Raw genomic sequence first — 21,776 nt, forward strand, 5'->3', positions numbered from 1 at the left:
ATGAATGAGTCTATAACAGCAAAAGCTGAAAAATATATTAAAAATTTGATGGCAGATCAAATGAGCAAGAACTTTCTTTTTCATAGTCAGGGGTATTCTAATAAAACAATTGATAAGGCGAAAAAGATACTTGAAGCTTCAAGCGATTTAGATGTTAACGTCGATAAAGTACTAATTGCTGTTTGGTTTATTCATGCCGGTTTTGCCGTAGATTATAGTAGCCATGTTAATGAAAGCGTTCGATTGGCTTCCGACTTTTTAAAAGACAACAGTTGTTCTTCACATGATATAAAGGCTATAGCTGAACTAATAGAAAGTACTTGGCAAGATGACGAACCTAAAAATGATTCTGAAAAAATTTTAAAAGATGTAGGTACATGGTTTTATGCATCTGAAGATTTTGAAGAGATGCTTCAATTATTAAGAATGGAGTTAGAAAATTTTAACGAATCTATTCTTGATTTAGATACATGGCGATTAAGTTATTTGGAGAAACTTCGTATACAGCACAAGTATTATACAGATTTTGCGAAAGAAAATTGGCAGGAACAAAAAGAAGAAAACATCCTTGCTTTAATTTCTAGATTACAAAAGGCAGAAAAAACCGAAAAGAAAGAAATATTAAAAGCCAAATTAAAAGATGAGAGTCCGCAACGGGCTATTCAATCCTTATATCGTATAGAACTTAGAAATCATATTAAACTAAGTGATATTGCAGATACTAAAGCTAATATTCTACTTTCTGTAAATGCGATTATAATATCGCTTCTTTTGGCTAATTTGATACCTAAGCTAGACTCTCCATCAAATTCTTATCTAATATATCCGACAGTAATTTTTGTGCTTTTTAGTATCGCTTCTATGATTATGTCCGTTTTAGCTACACGACCAAAAGTGAGTAATACCGATGTAGTAGAAGAAGAAATTAAGAAGAAGGATACTAATTTTTTGTTCTTCGGAAATTTTCATACTATGGAATTGGATGACTTTAAATCCAAATTGAGAGATATTATTAAGAGTAAAGAATCAATTTACGATTCGTTGAGTATGGATTTGTATTACTTGGGTAAGGTATTGCAACAAAAGTATAGACTATTAAGGTGGACATATACCGTTTTTCTTATTGGTATAATTCTATCTGTTGTCGCATTCGGTTTTGCCTTGAAATATTACGGAATGGAAGATAAACTTTTAGATGCTGTAACGCCATTGCCTAAGTAAGAGTATCAGTTAAACCATACCGCATACTTTTTGCGTCGAAGCTCAAGAGCTAATTGCTCTTCCATTTTTAAAGCTTCAGTTCTTGATTTTATTTTATCAATATGATTAAAAAGACTGCCGCGTAGATATAAGCCGTATTTCTGTACAATTTTTGAGGATATATTATGTCCTTTTTTGCTCAAGGTTCCGTTTTTATGTTGGTCAAAGCGCTCTTTAGGAGTTTTACTTGTCATGCCAACATAAAGACATTCTAACACGCCATTAAATTGCGGATTCGCTTCTCTAAATTTTCTATTCTCCGTGAACACTTTTTTAGATAATTCGATAACGTAAATAGAATACATAAAGGCAGTATGAATTATAGACTATAATTAGCTATTGGTAATTTAAAGAAAATAAGACAGTTACTCAATTATCTCAATACCCTCTGTAGTAAAAGAAAACGCTTGTGCACCTAAACCGCCAACCATAACCGCTTGAAACAACGGATTCAGTTGTTTCTGCGAGTACCAATCAATCAAAAAATTAGCGCCACTACCACCAGAAGTATCTTGTTGTTCAATGACATAATCAATAGACTCCATTGGAGTAAGATAAATAGGGGTGTCGATATAACTTCTAACTAAATCGCCTTGTGTATTGTAGTAATCAATTTTACTTACAAATAAACTATCCTTTAAGCTGGTGTTTCTTATACTTAAAGTAGCGGTAAGCAATGTTCTAGTATCTCTGGTCTGGTTATAAATATCAGAATATATTGGTACGTAAACTTGCCTAACAAGAGAGTCTATTAAAATAGCATTTGCCTTTCTGTCAAGAGTATGGTTGTCTAGAATTTCAACCGGAACTTCTTCTTTCGAAACCTCTTTACACGACATAATAGTCGTAGCCATAATCAGTGAAAGGCAAATACTATTTAAAACAGTTTTATATTTTTTCAAATGTTGATTTTTAATCTTCCCATTCTGTGTGAAAAATACCTTCACGGTCTAAACGCTCGTAAGTGTGAGAACCAAAGTAATCACGTTGCGCTTGAATTAAGTTCAAAGGTAATTTGCTAGAAGTGTAGGCGTCAAAATATGTAAGCGAATTTGATAGACCAGGTAACGGAATTCCGTTTTGTGCACCAAAAGCAACCAATTCTCTAGCAGCATCAACTGTTTCTTTTACTTTGCTTACAAAATTCGGAGAAAGTAAAAGGTTAGGTAAATTAGGTTCAGCTTTAAAAGCTTCAGTAATGTCAGCCAACAAACCTGCCCGTATAATACAACCAGCTCTCCATATTTTGGCGATTTCAGAAATATCTAAATCGTATCCGTATTCTCTAGAAGCATCGGCTAATTGATGTAACCCTTGAGAGTATGTAATTATAAATGAAAAGTATAAAGCTTTTTCTGTAAGGGCTTCCAACTTTTCTTTATCCATATGTGCTACAGATGGTCTGTCGTATAAAGCATCGGCTTTAATTCTTTCATCTTTTAAAGCAGAAAGTTCGCGCATGCTAACGGCAACATCAATTGAAGGTACAGGTATGCCTAAATCCATTGCATTTTGGCTTGTCCATTTACCGGTTCCTTTTTGTTTTGCTTTATCTAAAATTTGATCAACCAGGCGTCCTTTAACTAAGTCATCTTCTTGCTCGAATATTTCAGATGTAATTTGAACTAAGAACGATTGCAATCTACCATCGTTCCATTTTGCGAAGGTGCTGTGCAATTCATCATTATTGTAGTCACCACCTTTTTTAAGAACATCATAAATTTCAGAAGTCAGCTGCATCAAACCGTATTCAATACCATTGTGAACCATTTTTACATAGTTACCGGCAGATTTAGGTCCTAAATATGCAACACATGGTTCGCCGTTATATTTGGCAGATACTGCTTCAAAAATTGGTTTAATATGTTCGTATGCAGATTTTGAACCACCAGGCATAATACTCGGACCTTTACGAGCACCTTTAGCACCACCAGAAACTCCTGCTCCGAAAAAGTTAATACCTTTCTCTTGTAAATAGGCTTCTCTTCTGTCGGTATCTGTAAAGAAAGAATTTCCTCCATCAATTATAATATCACCTTTATCAATATGTGGCAAAAGCGATTCTATAACACCATCTACAATTTTACCTGCAGGTACCAAAAGCATTATTTTGCGTGGTTGCTTTAAGTTTTTAACGAAGGTTTTTATGTTGCTCGAAGCGCTTACTTTTTCTTCATCTCCACCTAAAGTTTTAAGAGCATCAACCTTTTCATCATCTAAATCATATCCGAAGGCAGAAAATCCGTTATCAGCTACATTGAGGATAAAATTTTGTCCCATTACTCCAAGACCTACTAAACCAAAATCATACATAAATTGAATGTTTTAAAATTACACTACACTGAATGATACTGCACAATAAAAAATGCGATAACATAATGTCTATCAAAAATAATTTAAAATATTGACTTTAATTCTAAATTCCCTCTTAAAGAAGACCGTTAATGGCTTACTTTTTAAGATATTTGAATAATTAAGAATATCAACCTATAATGAAGAAGACAGAAAATCAAATGCTCGTAATCTTTGGGGCATCTGGAGATTTAACGGCAAGAAAATTGATACCAGCAATATTCAATTTATATAAAGGGAATGATCTCCCAGATAATTTTGTAGTTCTTGGTGTTAGTAGAAGTGACTTGGGCGATTTAAAATTTAGAAGTAAGGTAGTTTTAGAAAGTCCTTATTTAGAAAAGGAGCGTAAAGAATTTGATGCAGATTATATTCAAAAATTTGCAGATAAGCTTTTTTACGAAGATTTAGGTTCAGATTATGATACTTCATACGAACGTTTAGAAAAACGTATTTCAGATTTAGATCAAAAATATGGTACTGAAGGTAATCATATGTTTTACTTATCTACGCCGCCAAGTTTATATGAGCCAATAGCAAAGAATTTATCTGATCAAGGTTTGAATGAGGAATCTACGGGTTGGAGAAGAATTATTGTTGAAAAGCCATTCGGATACAGTTTAGAGTCTGCCAAAGAATTAAATGATGGTTTACATACCTATTTCAAGGAAAATCAGATATTTAGAATAGATCATTATTTAGGTAAAGAAACCGTACAGAATTTATTAGTAACACGTTTTGCCAATAGTATTTTTGAACCACTTTGGAACAGAAATTATATTCACCATGTAGAAATTACCAACGCTGAAAGCGTTGGTGTTGAAAAAAGAGGTGGATATTATGATAAATCTGGCGCATTAAGAGATATGTTTCAGAGTCATTTATTACAGATAGTTGCTCTTATTGTTATGGAGCCACCGTTGAGTGCCGATGCAGAAGAAATTCGTAATGAAAAACTGAAAGCATTGAAGTCACTTCGGGTTATGAATGATGAGAAGACACTTTTTGAAAATACCATTAGAGCACAATATGTGTCTTCTAAAATTGACGGACAAGAAGTAAAAGGATATCGTGAAGAGGAAGGCGTTGATAAAAATTCAACTACCGAAACCTTTGCGGCGGTTAAATTCTTTGTAGATAACTGGCGTTGGGCAGATGTTCCTTTTTATGTAAGAACAGCAAAACGTATGCCTACAAAAGTTACTGAGGTAGTTATACATTTTAAAACTCCGCACCATCAAATTTTTAAAGAATCTGGTATAAGTAATAAGGATAATAAATTAGTTATTCGTATTCAGCCAGATGAAGGAATTTTGATAAAATTCGGAGTAAAAGTACCTGGGCAAGGTTTTGAAGTAGAACGAGCAAATATGGATTTCTACTATTCTAGCTTAACCGAAACTCACGTAATGGAAGCTTACGAGCGTCTATTATTAGATGCGATGCAAGGTGATGCGACGTTATATGCAAGAGCAGATGAGGTTGAGGCAGCTTGGGCATTTGTAGATCCTATTTTAGATTACTGGAAAAACGGTAAGGATGTAAAGATGTATGGCTATGCAGCCGGAGTTTGGGGACCTGAGAATGCTAATGAGCTTATTGAAGGTGTTGGAGAATGGAGAAACCCTAGCGAGAATTTAGCAGACGAATCTGGTTACTGTGTAATTTGCTAGTAGGGTAGAAGATTAATTTAAGTGTTGAGAGAAGATGGAAGTAAAAGTTTATCAAAATAAAGTAAAGGTTGCTGAAGAGTTTTCTAAATATTTGATTGAAAAATCAGATACTCAGAAGGCTTTTCATATTGCCTTGTCTGGTGGTAGTACGCCTAAAATTGTATTTGATGTATTAGCAGAACAGTTTTCTACTGATGTTGATTGGAAAAACATTCATTTGTATTGGGGTGATGAAAGATGTGTAGTACCCACGGATGATGAGAGTAACTATAAAATGACTGTTGAGCACCTGATTTCTAAGGTTGCTATACCTGAGGAGAACATTCATAGAATAAAAGGAGAAAACGATCCTAAGGAAGAAGCCAAACGTTATGGCAATTTGTTGGATAAAGAATTACCAAAAGCATTAGGATTACCTCAATTCGATTTAGTAATTCTTGGTATGGGCGATGACGGTCATACTGCATCTATTTTTCCTCATGAAATTAATCTTTGGGTTTCACCGGATAATTGCGAAGTTGCTATTCATCCAGAATCTGGTCAAAGACGAGTTTCGTTGACGGGTAGAATAATTAATAACGCGAAAACTGTTGCTTTTTTGGTAACAGGTGATAGCAAGGCAGAAAAGGTCAAAATTATTATAGAGAGAGAAGAAGGGTATTTAGAATACCCGGCTAGTCACGTAGCACCTAAAACAAAAGACTTGGTCTGGTTTTTAGATGCTGGCGCGGCAAAGCTTCTTACTTCATCTCAATCTTAATATTTTCAGATTTCAGCTCTTTTAAATAATCTTCAGAATTAAAAGATTTAGATTCAAATTTAGTGTCTCTTTCTTGAGCTTCTAGTTTACGGTATTTGCTACGTGCAAATCTTCTAACACCTTGGTCGTCAGAAATTATTAATCCTGGTATGGGAACATTTTCACCATCTGTTCCCTTTGCTACCATGGTAAGGTAAGATGAGTTACAATGTTTCTTTGTGCCTGATGTAATATTCTCAGACTCCACACGAACACCTACTACCATAGAGGTACGCCCTGTATAATTAATACTTGCTTTTAAAGTAACCAATTCACCCACTTCGATCGGGTTCAAGAAATTTACTCGATTAACAGATGCTGTTACACAGTACTGTTGCGAATGTTTAGAGGCGCATGCAAATGCAATTTGATCCATTAGGTTCAGAATATGTCCACCATGTACTTTTCCTCCAAAATTAGAATGGGAAGGAAGCATTAATTGGGTGATAGAAACTCTAGACTCTCGTACGCTTTTGAACTTTTCCATAGACTTGATAATTTCTTTCTTAGTTTCTGACATGTGGTGATTTTTCTGCTTGAACTTTAGTGACAAAGTATTTAGAATCACCTAGCCAGAAGAAAGTAGTATAGCGTTCAACATAACTTATTTTTACATATTGACCTTGATACTCTTGTAATTTTTCGATAACCTCTTTGTCTTTGTCCAATACAGAAAAAGAGAATATTTGAGCTCCAGAAATACCTTGGCTAATTTCACCTTCCCATGTTTTGGCGATAACGCCCTTATGGCTAATTTTTATAAGTTCTCCTGAACGAGTTCCTTCGCTAAAAGTCACGAAGTATATAAAGGCATAATATAGTCCGCCAATAATTAGGACTCCTAATAAAAATAATGATACTATCTTTTTCATGTGTTTAGTTTAAATATTAAATTAATGGTTGTTTATTATAGTTTTAATTTCGGTTCCTCTTCAAAATCATCATCTTCAATGGCTCTGTTTAAAAGCGATTCGGGAATTGATTTTTTAGCTTTCGCACCCATCTTTTTTAGCTTTTCAATGCTAGTGATAATATTACCACGACCATCGACTAATTTGTTCATCGCACCACGGTATTCACCTTTAGCTTCGTCCATCTTTTTGCCAACCTTCGTTAGGTCGCTAACAAAACCTTCAAATTTATCATAAAGAGCACCCGCTTGCCTTGCAATTTCAATAGCATTTCGTTGCTGCTTCTCATTATTCCACATGCTATCAATAGTACGCAAGGTAGCAAGAAGCGTAGAAGGAGTGACAATTATTATGTTTTGCTCAAAAGCTTTATTGTATAAAGAATTGTCTTGATTGATAGCTATGGCAAATGCCGGTTCTATGGGAACGAACATCAATACAAAATCCGGACTCTCCATTTCATACAGATCTTCATATTTCTTTGCAGACAGTTGGTCTACATGCCTTCTAAGGGAGTTAATATGGTCCTTTAAGTATTTGTCTCTGAATTCATCTTCAGCATTTACATAACGCTCATAATCGGTTAATGAAACCTTAGAATCAACTATCATTTTTTTACCATCGGGTAGATTGATAATTACATCTGGTAATACTCGGCTACCATCTGTACGTGTAAAACTCTGCTGAACAGTATATTCTCGATCTTTTTCTAATCCTGATTTTTCTAATACACGTTCCAATACAAGTTCGCCCCAATTACCTTGCATTTTACTATCGCCTTTTAAAGCCTTGGTCAAGTTTTCTGCTTCTTGGGTAATTTTTATATTCTGGGTCTGTAGATTTAGTAACTGTTCTCTTAATGCAGAATGTATACTGATGTTTTCTTTCTGACTTTCTTCGACCTTCTTTTCAAAAAGTAATATTTTCTCATTTAAGGGAGTAAGAATGTTTTTGATGTTCTTCTCGTTGCGCTCAGTAAATTTTAAACTTTTTTCCTCAAGAATTTTATTGGCAAGGTTCTCAAATTCTTTAGTAAATTTTTCTTGAAGCTTTTCAACTTCTTCTTTTTGTTCACTGTTCTTTTGCTGCAAGTTTTCTAGGTCTGCTTGATATCTAACGATTTGATTACCTAGTTGCTCTTTTTCAGATTGTAGTTGTAGTTTATATTTATCACTTTCTTTTAATCTATCCTGAAAAACGGAAAGGTTATTTAGCATTTGCTGTTCACGTTCTTCTAAAGTGCTTTGACGAGATTTTGTCTTTAGAAGCTGAATATAGTTACCAAGAAAATATCCTAAGGCAAGACAAAGGATTCCTATTAGTAAATAAATATAAATTTCGTTCATCGGTGTGCTAACGTAATCGGGTAAAGATACTTGATTGCATAGTAAAGTTTAAAAGAGCTGGTCTATTTTAATTAACATACCATATCTAAATTCTTATTTATGTCGAAATAGCTATTTCTTAATTCTAAAAGAGCCGGTATTTGAGTCAAAAGAAATAGTATCAGCAGGGAATAGGGTATCGAAACTATTATTCGCTATCAGATTACAAGGTTGATCAAAAGCATTGTTAGTTCCATCTAAAATCAACATTTTATCGCATAATTGAATAGCGAGTTCGATTTCATGGCTTGTAAACAATATAGATTTGTTCGTTTCATGAGCTATAGATTTTAGTAGTTTTAAAATCTGAACTTTGTGATATAGATCCAAGTGAGTAGTAGGTTCATCAAGTAGAATAATATCGGTATCTTGAATTAGGGCACGAGCAATAAGTACGCGTTGTAATTGACCATCACTAAGCTGATAACATTTTTTATTTAAGAAAGGTTCTAATTCTAAAAGAGCAATACTTTTATTAATAATTGCAATATCTTGATTTGCTAATTTTCCTAACCAATTTGTATAAGGTTGTCTACCCAAAGCTAAAAGTTCATAAACCGATAGATTTTTAGAAGCAATAGATTCTGTAAGTACCACACTTACTTTTGAAGCCATTTGTAAATCGTCATAAGTTGATAACTCTTTTCCTTCAATTTTTATTGATCCAGAAATTATGGGTTGAAATCTACCTAAGGTTCTTAGTAGTGTTGATTTACCAATTCCATTGATGCCTACAATAGCAGCAAGTTCTCCTTTCTGTAGTTGAAATGATATAGCAGAAGCGATAACCATTTTATCATAGCCAATGGAAAGGTCTTCTATCTTTAAAACGCTATTTAGATTATTAGAATCGATGTCTCTTGTTTTACAATTAAAATATCATTTTTCTTTTTCGTACCAATAACCATATTACCACTGGTGCTCCTAATATACTGGTAATGGCATTAATCGGTAAAACACTAACTGAGCCTGGTAATTGGGCAATGGTATCGCATACTAGCATTAAAATCGCACCACAACAAAGTACAGCGGGTATTTGAATTTTATGATCACTAGTGAGTAAAAGTTGTTTGGTGATGTGTGGTACGGCCAATCCTACAAAGGCAATAGGTCCAGCAAAGGCAGTAATGGATCCAGCAAGTAGCCCTGTGGCTATTATGATAATGTACCGCGATTTTTGTAAACCAATACCCAAGCTCTTAGCGTAATTCTCGCCGAGCAAAAAAGCATTTAAAGGTTTAATGGAGATGATGCTTAGAAAAATTCCTATTATAGTACATAGCCCGACTATTAGTAATTGCACCCAAGATAAATTACCTAAACTACCAAAAGACCAAAAAATATACTGTTGTAATTTTTCAGCTTTAGAGAAATATGAAAGTACGCTTACAATAGCAGCTGTTATACTGCCAAACATGAGTCCGATAATTAATAGCGCCATTGTATCTTTTACTTTAGCTGCAACTACAAGAACTAGTGATAATACTAGAAAACTACCAAGACTAGATGCAATAGCAAGTGTAATGTCATTGAAAGTAGAAAAGGTAAATGCGCCAGAAAATAGCGAAGTTCCCATAATTAATAAAGCAGCACCTAAACTGGCACCAGAACTAATACCAAGTACATATGGGCCTGCCAAGGGGTTTCTAAATAAGGTCTGCATCAACAATCCGCTCAGTGAGAGTCCGCCACCCACCAATATAGCTGTTATCGCTTTTGGTAATCTATATTCCCAAATGATATAGTAGCTAGAAGAGTCTTTAGTTGCTGTTCCAAATAACGCTTTTAGAGTATCTACAAATGAAATGTTTACAGAGCCTAAGCAAATATTTATAATAAAACATAATAGCAATACTACCAGTAAGGCTATGAAATGTAAATTGTATGTTGATTTTTTTGACAATTAAAGTAATGGCTTAAAAAAGAAGGGTTCGTAGTTAGGCAGTAGCCCTGGGTGCAAAATATGAATTAAATCTTTTAGAACAAGGTCTGGTCTTTGCGGCCCCAGTTCATAGTATAAAGTTCCCCCGGTTTCACCTTTTGTATTTGCGGTTGTAAATATTTTTCTGTTTTTAAAGGCATCAAACTGTGTATAATGCAGACTTGATGATTCCATTTCTTGGTAAGTAGCTAATTGTGCAGGTCCGATCCAATACTCGGCATGTTGCCCAACATCAAGAACGCTTTCCCAGCTTAAAGAAAGACTTCCGTTTTCATCCGTAGCACTCCAAAGGTAATCAGCATTGGCATCTTCAAGAAAATTCGCTGCCCAGCTTTTTCCGCCAGGTAAATACCATACATCTTTAAACATGGCTCCACTAAGAACGGTAGGTTTGTTTTTAGCCTCAGAAGCTAGTTTTTTGGCTTCTAGGTAAGATGCTTCAATTTTATTAAAAACAGCATCAGCTTCTTTGGTTTTATTGAAAAAAGGAGCGAAGAACTTAATCCATTCGGCTTTACCTAAAGGAGTTTCTTCTACCCAATCGCCATTATAAACTACAGATATATTAGCACGTTGTATGGTTTCGTAGGTACTATTACCATCGTTAATGGCAAAGCCGAAAATAAGATCTGGTTGCAGTGCAAGAACAGCTTCGGTATTTAGACTTTCATTGATGCCCAATTCTTTTATTTTTCCAGAATCGATTCTCTCTCGCGCAGCTTTAGATGAAATGTATTTGGTGTCTGGAAAGCCAATAATATTATTTAAAACTCCCAACTCTTCCAAAGCAGGAATATGAGTAGTTGAGGTTACCACGATATTTTCAACAGGTGTTGAGATGATGGCATCATATTCATTTTTGTTTAGGGTTACGCTTGCTTGTATTTCTTTGGGGACTAAAGCATAGGTGTGCGTAGTTTCGGCATTTGCCCAAGGTTTTAAGACCTTGATGATAGTAATACCACTACTCTGAGTTTCAATTTCAAAACCATTGGCATATCGGATGGATGTACTGCTAATAGAGGTTTGATTCGAAAATGGATCTTTTTTCTCTTGCTTGCATCCGCATAACAAAAGAAGGTAACTTATAAAAAGTAAGCGTTTAAACATGGTGGTAGTTCGTCTATTTTTCAAAAGTAGTATTATAAAAGTTTACTTAGAAAGATTAAACTAAATGTTTACTTTCGCCGTGAATTTTGGTTTTCATTGCTTTTGTGATGAAATTAAAAGGGAATCTAGTGAAAATCTAGAGCTGTTCCCGCAACTGTAAGTTTATTTCAAACTTATCTATTGGCAAATAGATTTTGTTTGATACTTCTTTTTAAGGAGGTACTATTTTCTTCAAAGTCACTTTGGAATCCAAACCGGTTTGGAAAACATGGGAAGGCAGAATAGTATTAAACAAGTCAGGAGACCTGCCTTATTCAAACGAACATTGTTAAACTTTCGGGATAAAGGTTTGCGTATGGGTACAGACATACTACGCTCCCGTTTATGAATTTAAACGAATGAAAAATTATTTATTGTGGCCTGCGGTCACTGTATTATTATGTGTAAAGGTAGGAGCACAGCAAGAGCAAGATTCTACAAAAACGGTACAATTAGATGAGGTTGTCGTTAGTGATTCGCGTTTTGAATTAAAGCGTGAAAATTCGGGTAAGACCATAATTACTATTTCTCAAAAAGAATTGGCACAAAATCAGGGACGTTCGGTTGCTGAGATTATCAACACAAAAAGCGGAATTGAAATTAACGGTACCAGAAGTTATGCTGGTCAGAACCTTTCTACCTTTGTTAGAGGTGGTAATAACCGCCAAGTTTTGGTTATAATTGATGGTATTCAAGTATCAGATCCATCGGGTACAAGTGCAGAGTATGATTTAAGATTATTGAATGCTGCTCAAATTGAAAGTATCGAAATTTTAAAAGGCGCAGCGAGTACACTTTATGGAAATTCAGCAGCAACGGCAGTCATAAATATTACTACAAAGAAAGCGAAGAAAGAAGGTCTTGCACTTGATATTATATCAAGTTTTGGAACTAACCAAACGGAAGATGATCAGAATTATAATATTTCCGATATTTCAAATACGGTAAACTTAACAGCTAAGCATGGAAAATTATCTGTTTTAGCATCTGGAGGTCATCAATTTACAGATGGATTATCCGCTGCAATAGGTACGGAATCAGACGAAGTTTCTAGAATAGATGGTAACTTAAAAGTAGGATATGAATTCTCTGAACACTTTGAGCTAAACGCATCGGCCTTCTATAATAAATTGAATAGTGATTTTGATAACGGTTTCCCTATTGAAGATGCAGATTTCTATTTTACAAGTGAGCAATCTAGATTTGGATTAAGTTCTAAATATGGGTATGAAAACGGGAGCATTAATGTAAATACGGCATTTAATCAGATTACGAGGTCTTTCGAATCTAGTTTTCCTGCAACTTACGATTCACAATCTTATGTATTAGATGTTTTTAATAAGTACACGTTCTCAGATAACATTCATACCATAGTTGGTGTGAATTATATAGACAATCAAACTTTATTTAGCGAGGAATACAATAGTAATACAGTTGATCCTTATTTAAATGCGGTGTATGTTGGTGAGCAGGGTATTAACGTAAATGCTGGTGTTCGATTAAATAACCATAGTGATTATGGTTCTAATTTCATATATAACATTAATCCATCTTACAGAATTAGCATTAATGATGGGTATTTAAAGTTTATGGGTAGCTATGCAACATCATACATTGCACCTAACTTATCGCAGTTATATGGTCCGTTTGGGGCGAATCCTGATTTAGATCCAGAAGAGGATACTACTTTAGAAGGAGGATTTGAATTTAAAATTTCAGATGCTTTTACTATTAATGCAGTCTATTTTAATAGAACCGAAGAAGAAAGAATTAATTATGTTACAATTGATTTTACAACTTTTGAAAGTCAGTATAGAAACGCTGCTGAAACCGCTCATTTTGATGGGGTAGAAGTAGGGTTAAATTCAGAACTAGCTAAAGGACTAACGTTTGATGCTAACTATACGTATACCAATTCTAAAGAAGAATTAGCATTGAGAGTACCTAAAAGCAAAATCAATGCAACTATAGGTTATGCTATTAAAGAGAAAACATTTGTTGGACTTTCTTATCAGTATGTATCAGATAGAACTGATACTGATTTTGCTACATTTTCTAACGTAACTTTAGATAGTTTTAGTTTGGCTAACTTACAATTGAGGCATCAGTTTTGTAGTAATCTAACTGCATTTTTGGCAATCGATAATCTTTTAAATGAAGAATATACAGAGTTAGTTTCGTATACCACTAAAGGACGAAATGTTCGCTTAGGTTTTAAGTTAAGTTTGTAATCAAAAAAAAAGGACAGCCAATTGGCTGTCCTTTTTTTTCTTTTATGATTAGCTATGTTTTAGAACTCCAAATCATAAACCGTATCATCTACCATTTTATCGCTCATAAGGCTGTTCTCTTTAGAGCTGCTAATAATATTGATAGGGTATTTAACTGTAAAATCTCGTTTACCCGTAGCACCCGTTATCAATTCAATTGCCTTCGCTAACAAAGGCTCATTTTCCTCGCCTAAAATACCAAGGTTGCTATAATCTTCTTTTAATTCATAATCTGGCTGTAAACCGCTTGTAAAGTCAAAGAAACCATCAGCATTTTCATTTCTACCTATTAAGGGTTGAATAGCCCATTGATTATCTGGATTAATATTGTTTACCCTTGATGGAGTGTACAAGTAAGAATTATCGCGGTCATCAACTAGGGTAGTAGAGAACTCATTTTTCCCTCTAGTTACATCACCAATTTGAATTACGTCCATATATGGTTCTAGGCTGTTAATCAACAATTCACTTGCAGAGGCAGAACTAGAAGAAGTCAATACATATAATTTAGTCAACCCTAAAGAATTGATACTATTGCCATTCACTTTATCTGCAAAATTAATTTCTAATTGGCTGTCATTAAATTGCTCTTGTAGTTTATCATTATAACGCTTTCTTAAAAATAAATCAGACGTATTAGTACCATAAATCATACTGGCTAATAAGCGCGTTGTGTTTACAGATCCACCAGGGTTGTAACGTAAATCCATTACAAGATTGGTAATTCCAGCAGATTTCAAATCTTCAACTGCTGAATACAAATCATCATCATATTCATTTGTAAACTGGTTGTACATGATGTATCCAATATTTTCACCTGCAATTGTAAAAGATTTAGCTATAAAAACCGGGTTTTCAGCTAGACCTTCTTGTTTGGTAAGTGAAACTTCCGCGTCGTTCGGTGTAATATTGCCATTGTCAAAATTTGCCATATTCAAGATGTAGGTATCGTTCTCACCAAAAAGCAAATCGATATAGTTAGATGTGGTCAATGTTTGACCATCAACACCAGTAAAAAGATCACCACGTTGAATTTCAACTGTTGACGCATTTGAGTTTGGAACAATATAACGAACGAAGCCGAAAATATCTTCGCTATCTTGAAAACGAACCAGTCCGAATTCTAGACCATTACTTTTAGATATGCCTGCGAGCGAATTAGTAAGCTCTCTATAATCTTCATTATAAAAACTAAAGCGATCTTCTATATACTGTAATTTGTTTTCAAAGAAAGCCCCAGGATTTTCTTCAGAATCAAGAAACGCAGTATATGCAGCTTTGCCGTCTTCGGTACTTTCAAAACGGTCGTCTGCTAAATCATCTATATTTGCCTGCCAGAAATACCAAAAGTTCATGGCTTTCCACATAAAATCTTGGACTTCTACATTTGCAGAGCCATCTGGGTCTACCGTGTTCGGTAAAGATAAATCGTCATCTTTAGAACATGAGAATGCAATTGCAGCAACTAATAATATTAATATCTTCTTCATAAATAGGGAAACTGAAATGTTTTAGATTTATTTCTTTTCAGCTAAAGGAATTTTAGAAACAGGTATACTGTTGTTTAATAATAGTACAGTATTTCTAGGATTATATAGTTTAGAACTAGAAACTACATTTGCAGGCATTAGTACATCGAAATTTCTTTTACCACTGACACCTGTAATTTCTTGAATAGCTCTAGCAAATAAAGGTTCGTCGGCATTACCAAGAATACCTAGGTTGGTAACATCTTCATCAAGTTCAATATCAGGTACTAGACCATCTACATAATCGGTAAACCCAGCGCTATTTTCAACTTGACTGATAATAGGCTGTAATCCCCATTGTACATTTGGGTTAATATTATCAACTCTCTCAGCATCATAAACATTACCACCATCTGGATCATCAACAAATAATACTGATCCTTGATTTTTACCAACAGTGGTTCCGCCGATATGAACAACATTTATATATGGTGCTAAACCGACCATTACTAACTCACTAGCAGAAGCAGAACCTTCTGCTGCAATGATATAAACTCTATTTAAATTTAATGTATTTAAGGGTGCATCAGAATTTCCGTCAAAAGCACCTGTAGTACTCACAAAATAATTTTCTGAAGAGTCACCGAATTGTGCTTGTAATTTTGCGTTATACACAGTTTTATAAAGTAAGTCTGATGTATTCGTACCCTTGATTAAACTAGCAAGTACCGCAGCTGTAGAACCTCTACCTCCTGGGTTATATCTTAAATCTAATACTAAATCGTTAACACCTTGAGCAATAAAATCTGCAAATACGGCATTCATGGCATCTTCAGAACCAGAAACAAATTGATTGTACATTAAATAGCCAATTTTTTTGTCACCAGAAGTAACGACATTACTCACGTGAACAGGGTCTTCAACTAAGCCTTCAGATTTGGTTAATGTAACCTTTCTGTCACTAGCGCTAATACCGCCATCGACAATTTCAGCCATATTTAGAGCGTAGGTATCATTACTGCCAAAAAGTAAATCAATATAATTATCTACGGTTAAGGTCTGTCCGTCAACACCAATAAACAGGTCGCCTCTTTTTATATCTTGACCAGATGCATTAGAATTTTTAACAATATATTCCACAAAGCCAAATAAATCGTCTGTACCTGAAATACGACCTAAACCAAATTGTAGTCCGTTACTTTTAGATACACCAGCAGAACTGTTTACTAATTGAGTATAATCTTCGTTGTAAAAAGTGAATCTGTCTTCAGAAAATAATAATTTGTTTTCTAAAAAAGCTTCTGGCTCAGAGTTTTCAGTTAAATATTCTTCATAGGCAGTCTGTGTATCAAAACGATCATCTGCTAAATCTGGAACATCACCTTGCCAAAAATAATAAAGGTTTAGAGTTTGCCAGAAAAAATTCTGGACTTCAATATCTACAACAACAGGAACTTCTTCTTCGGGTGTTTCAACAACTTCTTCTTCAATAACAGTATCATCATCATTATTACAAGAGGTAACAACAAATCCGAAACATAGGAGGGACAAGAAAAATTTTTTCATAGCTTCTTTTTAAATTATAATTTATGTTCATGAACATTAAGGTGTTATAATGCTCATTAGTACACGGATAATAAACGTTTAAGTAAGTACGTATATAATTAGTATAAGGATGTTAAATTTACTTACAACTCATTAAAATAAAAATTAATTGTAACAAAAATCGTTGTACATCGTCTTCTTTTTGTAAACCGATAAGAAAGTTTACGAACAGCCAAACCAAAATGAAACAAACGGAGTTTTTAAATATTGTGTTACCCTTTAAGGATAAGTTATTCCGTATGGCCAAAAGATTATTGGTGTCTACAGAAGAAGCTGAAGACGCAACGCAAGAGATTTTAATAAAGTTATGGTCCAAGAAGAATAAAATGGATAGCTATAACAATGTAGAAGCTTTTGCAATGACAATGACAAAGAACTTTTGTTTGGATAGGTTAAAATCTAAGCAGGCCGGTAATTTGAAATTGGTACATACTAATTATACAGATGCTAATACATCGTTACAAAGCGAATTAGAGGCAAAAGATAGTATTAGTTGGGTAGAACGTATAATGGAAGAATTACCAGAGCAGCAAAAAATGGTATTACAATTGCGAGATGTAGAACAATATGAATATGAAGAAATAGAGAAATTACTGGATATGAAACCCACAGCCATACGTGTTGCTTTGTCCAGAGCACGAAAAACCGTAAGGAAAAAATTAATGGAAAAGCATAATTATGGAATTGCATAATATAGAAAAATTAATAGAAAAGTATTTTGAAGCGACCACTACGGTTGCTGAAGAAGAAAAGCTGAGAAAGTATTTTTCAGAAGATGAAGTTGCTCCTCATTTAGAGCAGTATGCACCTTTGTTCAATTACTTTACAAAAGCAAAAGAAGAACGCTTTACAAAGCAGGTGCCATTAAAACCTATAAGAAATTATTTGAAATGGGTATCCGTTGCTGCGATAGCAGTCTTTATGGTCGGGCTTTATTTTTATCAGCCTACACCACCTCCCGTTACTTTAGCAGATGAGTATACACCAGAGGAAATAGAATCAGCAAAAGAGGCTTTGGCCTTATTAGCAATGAATTTTAATAAAGGTACAGAGCAACTGTATTATTTAGAGGAATTTGAAAAAACAACAAATAAATTTTTAACGAAAAAAAATTAAAATGAAAAAGATACTAGTATTAACGCTTTTGGTGTTAGCCCCTGTAATAATCAACGCTCAAGATATTTTTGAGAAGTATGAAGATAACGATAAGGTAACCTTTGTTGCCATGCAGCCAAAAATGTTTCAGATGTTGGGTAAAATGAGCGTAAGTTCAGATGATCCCGAAGCAAAAGAATTTTTTGAATTGGTTAATTCCATAACCAGCTTTAAGGTGATAACTACTGAAGATGCAGCTATTTCTAATGATGTAGATAAGTGGGTTACCAATCGTTTAAGTAGTTCTTCTTTTGAAGAACTAATGAGAGTACGTGATGGTAGCTCTAATGTAAAGTTTTACGTAAAAGAAGGTAAAGATAGCGACCATGTAAAAGAACTTTTAATGTTTGTAACTGGTTTAAAAGATGTTGATATAGACATCAATGGTAAAAAGTTAGAAACTGTTCTTTTGTCCTTGACCGGAGATATAAACTTACGTTCAGTGTCGAAATTGACCGATAAAATGGATTTACCTGGTGGTGACCAATTAGGCAAAGCAGCAAAGAAGGGGAACTAAATAGTATTCAAAAGTGTTGACCCCATAATTTCAGTACTTTTTTGAAAACAAATATTCATCAATTCATCAATCGCCAAAACCTAAATAGGGTAGCGGCACTAAAAACAACAATCATGAAAAAAGTAGCAGTAGTAATTTTAATGGCAATTTTACCCGTATTGGGTTTTTCACAATCTGTATTTGACAAATATGAAAATATGGATAATGTAGGGTCTGTAATAGTAAACAAAGGTATGATCGACCTAGTTTCTAAATTAGGCGGTATGAGCGACGACGCAGAGGCTAAGGAGTTTATGGATATCGCTAGCGGACTAAGAAATGTAAAAGTTTTTATGACAGAAGATGCTTCGGTAACGGCAGATATGACATCAACCGTAAAGAAATATCTTAAGTCTTCGAAGCTAGAAGAGTTAATGCGCGTAAAAGATCAAGATGTTAACGTTAAGTTTTATGTGAAAGACGGTAAAAAGAAAGATCACGTATCAGAATTATTAATGTTCGTTAGTGGTTTAGAGAATGTAGATGTGGGGCATAACGGTCGAAAACTTGAAACAGTATTAGTGAGCCTTACCGGTGATATCGATTTAAATAAGATAGGTACTTTGACCAATAAAATGGATTTACCTAAAGATTTGAACAAAGCATCGGGCAAATAAACATATTTGAAAAAGGTCTTCTAATTCATTGGGAGACCTTTTTATAATTTAAAAAGAATAATATGAAAAAAGTATATTTTATGATGATGTTGGTATTAGTTTTTACCATATCATCGTGCTCATCAGAACAGAGTTTGCAAGAGTATTATATTTCAAGTGCAGAGAATCCAAATTTCATGTCTTTTGATTTGCCTTCTAGTCTTTTAGATTTAGAAAAGGCAAATTTGACTGATTCAGAGATGAAAGCGGCCTCGTCACTTAAAAAATTAAATGTATTAGCATTTCAAAAAAAGGACACAAACGAAGCTGATTATCAAGCTCAAAAAGCAACTATAAAGTCAATTTTAAAAGATGATGATTATAGTGAGCTTATGAAAATAAATACGGCAATGGGTAAAGCTACCTTGCAGTTAAAAGGAGATGATGATTCAATAGATGAGTTAGTAATCTATGGAGATAATGATGAAAAAGGATTAATTCTGGTTCGTGTACTAGGTGATGATATGAACCCTGCTAGTTTTGTTCAATTAATAAAAGCTATGGAAAAATCTGATTTTAATGGTAAAGGATTAGAGAAACTTGGAGATTTATTGAAAGGCTAAGTTTTAATTCTAACTAATAGATATACAGCCCACTACGTAAATGTAGTGGGCTTTTTGTTTGCGTTTGTAGTTGTTTGTATAAATTTTCAATGTGACCAATCAATAAAATTGGTGTCATAATAAGTGAGAGTAATATACAAACAACCTAAAAAAACATTTTAAAATGGAAAACACACAAGTATGGATTGACAAAGGAATTGGAATGGCAATGGAATATGGACCAAAGGTTCTGATGGCCATTTTAATATATATAATCGGTTCTTGGGTTATTAAAAAATTGATTGGTGTAGCAAATAAAGGCATGACCAAGCAAGAGTACGATGAGTCTTTAAAGAAATTTTTGCTGAATTTAGCGAAATGGGCACTTACAATATTTTTAATCATTACTGTTATTTCAACATTAGGTGTTGAAACTACAAGTTTTGCAGCAGTTATCGCAGCAGCTGGTTTGGCAATAGGTCTTGCATTGCAAGGTTCTCTTTCAAATTTCGCAGGTGGTGTTTTACTTATCATATTCAAGCCTTATAAAATTGGAGATTTAATAGAAGCACAAGGTGTTCTGGGTAATGTAAAAGAAATCGAGATTTTTACAACTAAGTTGGTAACACCAGAAAATAAGTTAGCAATTGTTCCTAATGGTGCAATGGCAAATGGTAACATAATAAATTATACTGCAGAAGGTAAAATAAGAGTTGACACAACGGTAGGTGTAGCTTATGATTCTGATTTGCAAAAAACAAAAGATGTGTTATTGGCAATGTTAAAGGCAAACCCTTTGGTATTACAAGATCCAGCTCCTTCAGTAAATGTTTCTGAATTGGCAGATAGTTCTGTAAATCTTGCAGTTCGTCCTTTCTGTAAGCCAGAAGATTTTTGGGATGTTTATTTTGCAACCATTGAAGGTACTAAGAAAGCATTGGATACTGCAGGTATTGAAATTCCTTACCCGCACGAAGTTCAAATCAATAAATAATATTTAGTCTAGTTAGTTAGTAAAAAGCCCGTTGAACTTGCTCAACGGGCTTTTAATTTTACTCGATAATCGAGATTTATATGCTCAGACGCTTACCTTGAAAATAAAAGGTAGATTTTATCAACACTAAGTGGCTTGCTTCAAGTTTTGTTATTCTCTTGCAATTTGTAGATTGTTTTTTCCAAAGTCCAATGTTCTAATTGGGAACGGAATATTGATATCACGCTCATCAAAATGTTTCTTAATGATTTTGATGGCTTTATGTCTTGCAGCTTGCTCCTGTTTAACATTGATGCAGTCTGTCCAAAAACGTACCATAAAATTAATAGAGCTATCTCCAAATTCGGTAAAAAAGAATTCTACCGATTCATCATTATTCTGCTTAAAATTATCCGTTAAGATTTTCACTGTCAAATCTTCTACCATTTGTAAATCACTTTCATAGCCAACACCACAGTTTACAAAAATTCTATTTCTATTATTCATAGAATAATTCGTGAAAGAACCTTCAATAAATTTAGAGTTAGGGATAACTACCACATTGTTATCTGGTTTTTTAAGGATGATGTTTCTTAAACTAATTTCCGTTACAAAACCCGATACACCGTCCGCAGAAATAAAATCGTTGATTTTAAGCTGTGGCATAAAAGAAAGTATGAGTCCGCCAAAAGTATTGCTAAGAGTTCCTTGCAGTGCTAAACCAATTGCCAGACCAACAACACCTGCACCAGCTAATATGCTAGTCAAAACCTTGTCAAGGTCTAAAACACCTAATGCTATAAAAAAGCCGATTAAGATTATAGCAACAAATACCACTTTGGCTATTATTTCTTGAATAGAGACTTGCGATATTTTTCTAAGAATGGTTCGTTTAAGAATTTTACGTATTCCTCTTGCCAAGAAGTAAAATAAGAACATCACCAAAACTGCCATGGCTAAATTTGGTAATTTTAAGATAATTGATTCTAACCAACCGTCTAATTTATCCCATAAATTACTTACTGATTTTTCAACTGAGAAATTTATTTGCATACGTTTTTAGTTTGGGTTCAATCGAA

22 protein-coding genes and 1 riboswitch are annotated in these 21,776 nt (G+C 34.1%); of the genes, 10 read left to right on the forward strand and 12 right to left on the reverse strand.

Annotated features, from left to right (window positions below):
- Window positions 1-1,221, forward strand: coding sequence for a Pycsar system effector family protein (locus QSV08_RS03660; RefSeq protein WP_324026678.1), 1,221 nt, complete (start codon window positions 1-3; stop codon window positions 1,219-1,221).
- Between the two features lie 5 nt (window positions 1,222-1,226).
- Here QSV08_RS03660 and QSV08_RS03665 read toward each other — a convergent pair whose 3' ends face one another.
- From QSV08_RS03665 to gndA, 3 genes are read right to left on the reverse strand one after another with little or no spacing between them, the layout of a single operon-like run.
- Window positions 1,227-1,565 carry a GIY-YIG nuclease family protein gene (locus tag QSV08_RS03665; protein WP_282050087.1) on the reverse strand — a complete coding sequence of 113 codons (339 nt, stop codon included), beginning with the start codon at window positions 1,563-1,565 and terminating at the stop codon, window positions 1,227-1,229.
- Window positions 1,566-1,625: 60 nt separating this feature from the next.
- Entirely contained in the window at window positions 1,626-2,162 is a 537-nt protein-coding gene (locus QSV08_RS03670) for a DUF3124 domain-containing protein (protein ID WP_324026680.1), read from the reverse strand.
- Window positions 2,163-2,172: 10 nt separating this feature from the next.
- Window positions 2,173-3,573, reverse strand: a complete 1,401-nt coding sequence (gndA, locus tag QSV08_RS03675) for an NADP-dependent phosphogluconate dehydrogenase (protein ID WP_324026682.1) — start codon at window positions 3,571-3,573, stop codon at window positions 2,173-2,175.
- Window positions 3,574-3,752: 179 nt separating this feature from the next.
- On the opposite strand from gndA, the gene zwf reads away from it, so the two are divergent.
- Window positions 3,753-5,285, forward strand: coding sequence for a glucose-6-phosphate dehydrogenase (gene zwf / locus QSV08_RS03680; RefSeq protein WP_324026683.1), 1,533 nt, complete (start codon window positions 3,753-3,755; stop codon window positions 5,283-5,285).
- Between the two features lie 34 nt (window positions 5,286-5,319).
- A complete protein-coding gene (gene pgl / locus QSV08_RS03685) occupies window positions 5,320-6,045 on the forward strand; it encodes a 6-phosphogluconolactonase (RefSeq protein ID WP_324026684.1) in 726 nt (241 codons plus the stop codon).
- Here the strand turns inward: pgl and QSV08_RS03690 are convergent.
- The 6 genes from QSV08_RS03690 to QSV08_RS03715 form a co-directional block, all read right to left on the reverse strand.
- A complete protein-coding gene (locus QSV08_RS03690; RefSeq protein ID WP_324028346.1) occupies window positions 6,026-6,571 on the reverse strand; it encodes an acyl-CoA thioesterase in 546 nt (181 codons plus the stop codon). The genes pgl and QSV08_RS03690 overlap by 20 nt on opposite strands.
- Before the next feature lie 19 nt (window positions 6,572-6,590).
- Complete coding sequence (locus tag QSV08_RS03695; protein WP_324026686.1) at window positions 6,591-6,956, reverse strand: 6-phosphogluconate dehydrogenase; 366 nt, start codon at window positions 6,954-6,956, stop codon at window positions 6,591-6,593.
- A gap of 35 nt (window positions 6,957-6,991) precedes the next feature.
- Window positions 6,992-8,341: a DNA recombination protein RmuC gene (gene rmuC, locus QSV08_RS03700; protein ID WP_324026687.1), complete on the reverse strand. Its 1,350-nt coding sequence runs from the start codon at window positions 8,339-8,341 to the stop codon at window positions 6,992-6,994.
- Window positions 8,342-8,452: 111 nt separating this feature from the next.
- On the reverse strand, window positions 8,453-9,172 hold the full coding sequence (locus QSV08_RS03705) for an ABC transporter ATP-binding protein (RefSeq protein ID WP_324026689.1): 720 nt from the start codon (window positions 9,170-9,172) through the stop codon (window positions 8,453-8,455).
- Between the two features lie 79 nt (window positions 9,173-9,251).
- Complete coding sequence (locus QSV08_RS03710) at window positions 9,252-10,283, reverse strand: FecCD family ABC transporter permease (protein WP_324026691.1); 1,032 nt, start codon at window positions 10,281-10,283, stop codon at window positions 9,252-9,254.
- Complete coding sequence (locus QSV08_RS03715) at window positions 10,284-11,456, reverse strand: ABC transporter substrate-binding protein (RefSeq protein WP_324026693.1); 1,173 nt, start codon at window positions 11,454-11,456, stop codon at window positions 10,284-10,286.
- A gap of 46 nt (window positions 11,457-11,502) precedes the next feature.
- Window positions 11,503-11,760: riboswitch (cobalamin riboswitch) on the forward strand.
- Between the two features lie 70 nt (window positions 11,761-11,830).
- Here QSV08_RS03715 and QSV08_RS03720 point away from each other — a divergent pair.
- Complete coding sequence (locus QSV08_RS03720; protein ID WP_324026694.1) at window positions 11,831-13,702, forward strand: TonB-dependent receptor plug domain-containing protein; 1,872 nt, start codon at window positions 11,831-11,833, stop codon at window positions 13,700-13,702.
- A 59-nt stretch (window positions 13,703-13,761) separates the two neighbouring features.
- Here QSV08_RS03720 and QSV08_RS03725 read toward each other — a convergent pair whose 3' ends face one another.
- Window positions 13,762-15,231, reverse strand: a complete 1,470-nt coding sequence (locus tag QSV08_RS03725) for a S41 family peptidase (protein ID WP_324026695.1) — start codon at window positions 15,229-15,231, stop codon at window positions 13,762-13,764.
- Window positions 15,232-15,258: 27 nt separating this feature from the next.
- A complete protein-coding gene (locus tag QSV08_RS03730; RefSeq protein WP_324026696.1) occupies window positions 15,259-16,776 on the reverse strand; it encodes a S41 family peptidase in 1,518 nt (505 codons plus the stop codon).
- A 221-nt stretch (window positions 16,777-16,997) separates the two neighbouring features.
- Here QSV08_RS03730 and QSV08_RS03735 point away from each other — a divergent pair, with 221 nt between their 5' ends.
- From QSV08_RS03735 to QSV08_RS03760, 6 genes are all read left to right on the forward strand, one after another.
- Complete coding sequence (locus QSV08_RS03735; RefSeq protein WP_324026698.1) at window positions 16,998-17,507, forward strand: RNA polymerase sigma factor; 510 nt, start codon at window positions 16,998-17,000, stop codon at window positions 17,505-17,507.
- The gene (locus QSV08_RS03740) at window positions 17,494-17,931 is read left to right on the forward strand and encodes a hypothetical protein (protein ID WP_324026700.1); all 438 of its coding nucleotides are present in this window, start codon (window positions 17,494-17,496) and stop codon (window positions 17,929-17,931) included. Before QSV08_RS03735 ends, QSV08_RS03740 begins: the two co-directional genes overlap by 14 nt.
- Before the next feature lies 1 nt (window position 17,932).
- On the forward strand, window positions 17,933-18,487 hold the full coding sequence (locus QSV08_RS03745) for a DUF4252 domain-containing protein (protein WP_324026701.1): 555 nt from the start codon (window positions 17,933-17,935) through the stop codon (window positions 18,485-18,487).
- 113 nt (window positions 18,488-18,600) lie between these two features.
- Complete coding sequence (locus QSV08_RS03750) at window positions 18,601-19,143, forward strand: DUF4252 domain-containing protein (RefSeq protein ID WP_324026703.1); 543 nt, start codon at window positions 18,601-18,603, stop codon at window positions 19,141-19,143.
- A gap of 62 nt (window positions 19,144-19,205) precedes the next feature.
- The gene (locus tag QSV08_RS03755; protein ID WP_324026705.1) at window positions 19,206-19,745 is read left to right on the forward strand and encodes a DUF4252 domain-containing protein; all 540 of its coding nucleotides are present in this window, start codon (window positions 19,206-19,208) and stop codon (window positions 19,743-19,745) included.
- A gap of 163 nt (window positions 19,746-19,908) precedes the next feature.
- Window positions 19,909-20,718, forward strand: coding sequence for a mechanosensitive ion channel family protein (locus tag QSV08_RS03760; RefSeq protein WP_324026707.1), 810 nt, complete (start codon window positions 19,909-19,911; stop codon window positions 20,716-20,718).
- 150 nt (window positions 20,719-20,868) lie between these two features.
- On the opposite strand, the gene QSV08_RS03765 is transcribed toward QSV08_RS03760, so the two are convergent.
- On the reverse strand, window positions 20,869-21,750 hold the full coding sequence (locus QSV08_RS03765; protein WP_324026709.1) for a mechanosensitive ion channel family protein: 882 nt from the start codon (window positions 21,748-21,750) through the stop codon (window positions 20,869-20,871).
- Window positions 21,751-21,776: the final 26 nt, after the last annotated feature.

It is taken from the genome of Maribacter sp. BPC-D8 (assembly GCF_035207705.1).
GTDB lineage: Bacteria > Bacteroidota > Bacteroidia > Flavobacteriales > Flavobacteriaceae > Maribacter.

What these genes read in the sequence shown, in the direction of transcription:
- QSV08_RS03660 (WP_324026678.1), top strand. Translation starts at nt 1, where the DNA reads ATGAATGAGTCTATAACAGCAAAAGCTGAAAAATATATTAAAAATTTG.
- QSV08_RS03665 (WP_282050087.1), bottom strand. Translation starts at nt 1,565, where the DNA reads ATGTATTCTATTTACGTTATCGAATTATCTAAAAAAGTGTTCACGGAG.
- gndA (WP_324026682.1), bottom strand. Translation starts at nt 3,573, where the DNA reads ATGTATGATTTTGGTTTAGTAGGTCTTGGAGTAATGGGACAAAATTTT.
- zwf (WP_324026683.1), top strand. Translation starts at nt 3,753, where the DNA reads ATGAAGAAGACAGAAAATCAAATGCTCGTAATCTTTGGGGCATCTGGA.
- pgl (WP_324026684.1), top strand. Translation starts at nt 5,320, where the DNA reads ATGGAAGTAAAAGTTTATCAAAATAAAGTAAAGGTTGCTGAAGAGTTT.
- QSV08_RS03690 (WP_324028346.1), bottom strand. Translation starts at nt 6,571, where the DNA reads ATGGAAAAGTTCAAAAGCGTACGAGAGTCTAGAGTTTCTATCACCCAA.
- QSV08_RS03695 (WP_324026686.1), bottom strand. Translation starts at nt 6,956, where the DNA reads ATGAAAAAGATAGTATCATTATTTTTATTAGGAGTCCTAATTATTGGC.
- rmuC (WP_324026687.1), bottom strand. Translation starts at nt 8,341, where the DNA reads ATGAACGAAATTTATATTTATTTACTAATAGGAATCCTTTGTCTTGCC.
- QSV08_RS03705 (WP_324026689.1), bottom strand. Translation starts at nt 9,172, where the DNA reads ATGGTTATCGCTTCTGCTATATCATTTCAACTACAGAAAGGAGAACTT.
- QSV08_RS03720 (WP_324026694.1), top strand. Translation starts at nt 11,831, where the DNA reads ATGAAAAATTATTTATTGTGGCCTGCGGTCACTGTATTATTATGTGTA.
- QSV08_RS03725 (WP_324026695.1), bottom strand. Translation starts at nt 15,231, where the DNA reads ATGAAGAAGATATTAATATTATTAGTTGCTGCAATTGCATTCTCATGT.
- QSV08_RS03730 (WP_324026696.1), bottom strand. Translation starts at nt 16,776, where the DNA reads ATGAAAAAATTTTTCTTGTCCCTCCTATGTTTCGGATTTGTTGTTACC.
- QSV08_RS03735 (WP_324026698.1), top strand. Translation starts at nt 16,998, where the DNA reads ATGAAACAAACGGAGTTTTTAAATATTGTGTTACCCTTTAAGGATAAG.
- QSV08_RS03740 (WP_324026700.1), top strand. Translation starts at nt 17,494, where the DNA reads ATGGAATTGCATAATATAGAAAAATTAATAGAAAAGTATTTTGAAGCG.
- QSV08_RS03745 (WP_324026701.1), top strand. Translation starts at nt 17,933, where the DNA reads ATGAAAAAGATACTAGTATTAACGCTTTTGGTGTTAGCCCCTGTAATA.
- QSV08_RS03750 (WP_324026703.1), top strand. Translation starts at nt 18,601, where the DNA reads ATGAAAAAAGTAGCAGTAGTAATTTTAATGGCAATTTTACCCGTATTG.
- QSV08_RS03755 (WP_324026705.1), top strand. Translation starts at nt 19,206, where the DNA reads ATGAAAAAAGTATATTTTATGATGATGTTGGTATTAGTTTTTACCATA.
- QSV08_RS03760 (WP_324026707.1), top strand. Translation starts at nt 19,909, where the DNA reads ATGGAAAACACACAAGTATGGATTGACAAAGGAATTGGAATGGCAATG.
- QSV08_RS03765 (WP_324026709.1), bottom strand. Translation starts at nt 21,750, where the DNA reads ATGCAAATAAATTTCTCAGTTGAAAAATCAGTAAGTAATTTATGGGAT.